At 70.8% G+C, this 4,080-nt stretch carries 2 protein-coding genes; both read left to right on the top strand.

The window, feature by feature from the left end; all coding sequences use genetic code 11:
* Positions 1–2,979, top strand: a 2,979-nt coding sequence (locus tag A3IC_RS72505) for a type I polyketide synthase (RefSeq protein WP_040876572.1), incomplete at its 5' end; no start/stop codon positions are given.
* A gap of 7 nt (positions 2,980–2,986) precedes the next feature.
* A partial coding sequence (locus A3IC_RS0113365) for a beta-ketoacyl synthase N-terminal-like domain-containing protein (RefSeq protein WP_020550558.1) occupies positions 2,987–4,080 on the top strand: 1,094 nt, incomplete at its 3' end.

Raw genomic sequence — 4,080 nt, 5'->3', positions numbered from 1 at the left:
CTGCGGTCGCGCGGGGTTTCCCGGTTTGTGGAACTCGGCCCGGACGGCGTGTTGTCGGCGATGGTGCGCGGGTGTGTGGGCGACGACGATGTCGTCGTGCTCCCCGCGCTGCGCAAGGACCGGCCAGAGGTCGCGACCGTGCTGTCGGCCGTGGGCGAACTGCATGTGAGCGGCGCGGCGGTGGACTGGGAAGCGTTCTTCGCCGGACGCGGTGCCCGCCGGGTCGCACTGCCGACGTATGCGTTCCGGCATGAGCGCTACTGGTTGACGGCCCTCGCCGAGGGAGATGCCGCGTCGATGGGCCTGGACTCGCCTGAACACCCGCTCCTGGGCGCGATGGTGCCCCTGCCCGAGTCCGACGGCGTCATGTTCACGGGCCGACTCTCGGTGCGTACACATGCCTGGCTGGCCGACCATCAGGTGGGCGATGCGGTGCTGTTGCCGGGTGCGGCGACGGTGGAGCTGGCCCTGCGTGCGGGCGACCAGGTCGGTTGTGGGCGGGTGGAGGAGCTGACGCTTCAGGCCCCGCTGGTGTTTTCGGGGCAGGAGGCGGTGCAGCTCCAGGTGGTGGTCGGCGGTGCCGACGAGACCGGACGACGTGCGCTCACCGTGTACTCGCACCCCGACCGGGCGTCGGAAACCGCCTGGACGCGGAACGCCACGGGCGTGCTGTCGGCCGTCGAGCAGGAGGAGCCGTCCTTCGGGCCGAGCTCTTGGCCGCCGGCGGGCGCGGTGGCGGTCGATCTGACGGACTTCTACCCGGAGTTGGCGGCAGCCGGGCTGGAATACGGTCCGTTGTTCCAAGGCATGCGAGCGGCCTGGCGGCTGGGCGACGAGGTCTTTGCCGAGGTCGTCCTGCCGGAGCGGGCGGGGACCGAGGCGGCTCGGTTCGGGTTGCATCCGGCATTGTTGGACGCGGGGTTGCACGCCATCGCGTTGTCGGGGGCGACGGGCGCGCAGGCGGCGTTGCCGTTCTCCTGGTCCGGCGTGGAGCTGTACGCCTCCGGGGCCTCGGCGCTGCGCGTACGGGTGATCCCGTTGCGGGCGGGCGAGGTGTCCCTGCGGATCGCGGACACGGTGGGGCTGCCCGTGGCGTCGGTCGCGTCACTGACTCTGCGCGAGGTCGCGCCGGAGGGATTCGCCACGGCCGCATCGCGTCACCACGACGCGCTGCATCAGCTGACCTGGACCAAGGTCGCGTCCGAGCCTCGTGATGTCCACGCGATCGGTTGGGACGAACTCGACTCCGGTGGGGCTGTTCCGGACGTGGTGGTGCTGCCCGTGTCGGGTGGTTCGGGGCCTGCGGCCGTCCGCGCCGCCCTCCTCCGGGTCTTGGACGCGGTGCAGTCGTGGTCGGTGGAAGAGCGATTCGCGGACGCGACGTTGGTGGTGGTGACGCGCGGCGCGGTGGCGTTGGAGGGGGAGGACGTCACCGATCTCGCCGCTGCCGCGGTGTGGGGTCTGGTGCGGTCGGCCCAGTCGGAGGAGCCGGGGCGGTTCGTGCTCGCGGACTTCGACGCTGGTGGCGACGTGGACGTTCCCGCCGTCGTGGGCTCCGGCGAGTCGCAGGTCGTCATGCGCGACGGCGTGGCGCACGCGGCGCGATTGGCGCGGGTGCCGGCCGAGGAGCTCCCGCACTCGGTTGCCCCGTTCGGCGCGGATGGCGAGGTGCTGATCACCGGTGGCACCGGCACGTTGGGTGCGCTGTTCGCGCGGCATCTGGTCACGCGGTACGGCGTGCGCAAGCTGTTGCTGACGAGTCGGCGTGGCCCGGCGGCCGAGGGCGCGGCGGAGCTGGTCGCCGAGCTGTCGGAGCTGGGCGCCGAGGCGGAGGTGGTGGCGTGTGATGTCGCCGATCGGCAAGCGGTCGCCGAGCTGTTGACGGGTCGCGCCCTGACCGGTGTCGTGCACGCGGCGGGAGTGCTGGACGACGGGGTGATCTCTTCGCTCACTCCCGAGCGCCTGGACACGGTCATGCGTCCGAAGGCGGACGCGGCCTGGAATCTGCACGAGTCGACCAAGGACATGGACCTGTCGGCGTTCGTCCTGTTCTCCTCGGCGGCGGGTGTGCTGGGCGGTGCGGGCCAGGGCAACTACGCGGCGGCGAACGCGTTCCTGGACGGTTTGGCCGCCCATCGCAGGGCGGGTGGTCGGCACGCCTTGTCGTTGGCCTGGGGGCTGTGGGACACCGACGGCGGCATGACCGGCTCCCTGGCCGCGGACGATCGGGCGCGGCTCGCACGTGGTGGTGTGCTGCCGCTGACCGTGGCGGAGGGCCTCGCCCTCTTCGACACCGCGACCACCCTCGACCAAGCCGCCCTGGCACCGGTTCGGTTCGATCCGGACGCGCTGTCGAGTGCGGAACTCCCGAGCCTGCTACGCGGTCTCGCGCGCGGCGGCCCGTCGCGCCGCTCGGTCGTGGTGCGTTCGGATGCGGGGGCGACGTTGCGTCGGCGTCTCGACGGGCTGTCACCGGCCGACCGCAACGATGCCCTGCTGGACGTCGTCCGCAGTCAGGCGGCGGCGACCCTGGGCCATGCCGACGCCGAGGCGATCGATGCCGATCGGGCGTTCGCCGAGTTGGGCTTCGACTCGCTGTCCGCAGTGGAGTTCCGAAACGGATTGAACGCGGTCACCGGCCTCCGGCTCCCGTCGACGCTCGTCTTCGACTACGCGAACCCGCTCGTGTTGGCCGAGCACATCGGGACCGAACTCGCGCCGGATTCGGAGACCGACGCCGAAACCACGGCCGGCCGCGATCGGTTCCACGACGCGCTGCGGAGCATTCCACTCCAGCGACTTCGCGATGCCGGCCTGATGGACCGGCTGTTGGAGCTCGCCGGAGTCGCCGACCCGGGGCTGGGGTTCGACACCGATGTCTCGGCACCCAAGGAGTCCATCGACGAGATGGACGCCGAGAGCTTGATCAGCATGGCACTCGAGGGTTTCGGTCCCGACGACGCGATTCAGGAAGCGTGATCCGGCGATGAGCAGTTCCGACGCGAGGCTGGTTGCGGCGCTTCGCGCGTCGCTCAAGGAAACCGAGTTGTTGCGCACTCGCAACCAGGAACTCGTGGCGACGATCCGCGAACCGATCGCGATCGTCGGCATGTCCTGCCGCTTTCCCGGGGGTGTCACCTCGCCGGAGAGTCTTTGGCAACTGGTCGCGCAAGGACGGGACGGGGTCACCGAGTGTCCGACCGACCGCGGCTGGGACATCGAGCGGATCTACGACCCGGAGGGGCTGCGGCCGAACACGACGTACGTGAAGCAAGGTGGATTCCTGCACAGCGCCGGGGAGTTCGACTCCGCCTTCTTCGGCATCGGTCCCAACGAGGCGCTGCTGATGGATCCGCAGCAGCGGCTGCTGCTGGAAACCGCGTGGGAGGCGCTGGAACGCGCGGGCATCGACCCGGCCTCGTTGCGCGGGAGCCGAACGGGCGTGTTCGCCGGGATGATGTACCACGACTACGCGCACAACAGCAGTGCCGGCGCCATCGCGTCCGGTCGAGTCGCGTACACCCTGGGTCTGGAGGGCCCGACGGTCACCGTGGACTCCGCGTGCTCGTCGTCGCTCGTCGCCCTGCATCTCGCCGCGCACGCACTGCGGGCGGGGGAGTGCTCGCTCGCGCTGGCCGGGGGTGTCGCGGTGATGGCGACTCCCGAGACCTACATCGACTTCAGCGCGCAGCGCGGGTTGTCCGCCGATGGTCGGTGCAAATCGTTCGCGGCGGCGGCGGATGGTACGGGGTGGGCGGAGGGCGTCGGTTGGTTGCTGGTCGAGCGGCTGTCGGATGCGCGCCGCAACGGGCACCGGGTGTTGGCGGTGGTGCGGGGTTCGGCGGTGAATCAGGACGGTGCGTCGAATGGGTTGACCGCGCCCAACGGTCCGGCGCAGCAGCGGGTGATCAGGCAGGCGTTGGCGGGTGCCGGGCTGGCATCGGCCGACGTGGACGTGGTGGAGGCGCACGGGACGGGCACCACCCTGGGTGATCCGATCGAGGCGCAGGCGTTGTTGGCGACGTATGGGCAGGATCGTCCGGAGGGTCGGCCGTTGTGGTTGGGGTCGATCAAGTCGAA

This window comes from Embleya scabrispora DSM 41855 (assembly GCF_000372745.1).
GTDB lineage: Bacteria > Actinomycetota > Actinomycetes > Streptomycetales > Streptomycetaceae > Embleya > Embleya scabrispora.
The sequence above is the reverse complement of the archived record's forward strand: the minus strand, read 5'-3'. Positions and strand labels throughout refer to the sequence as shown.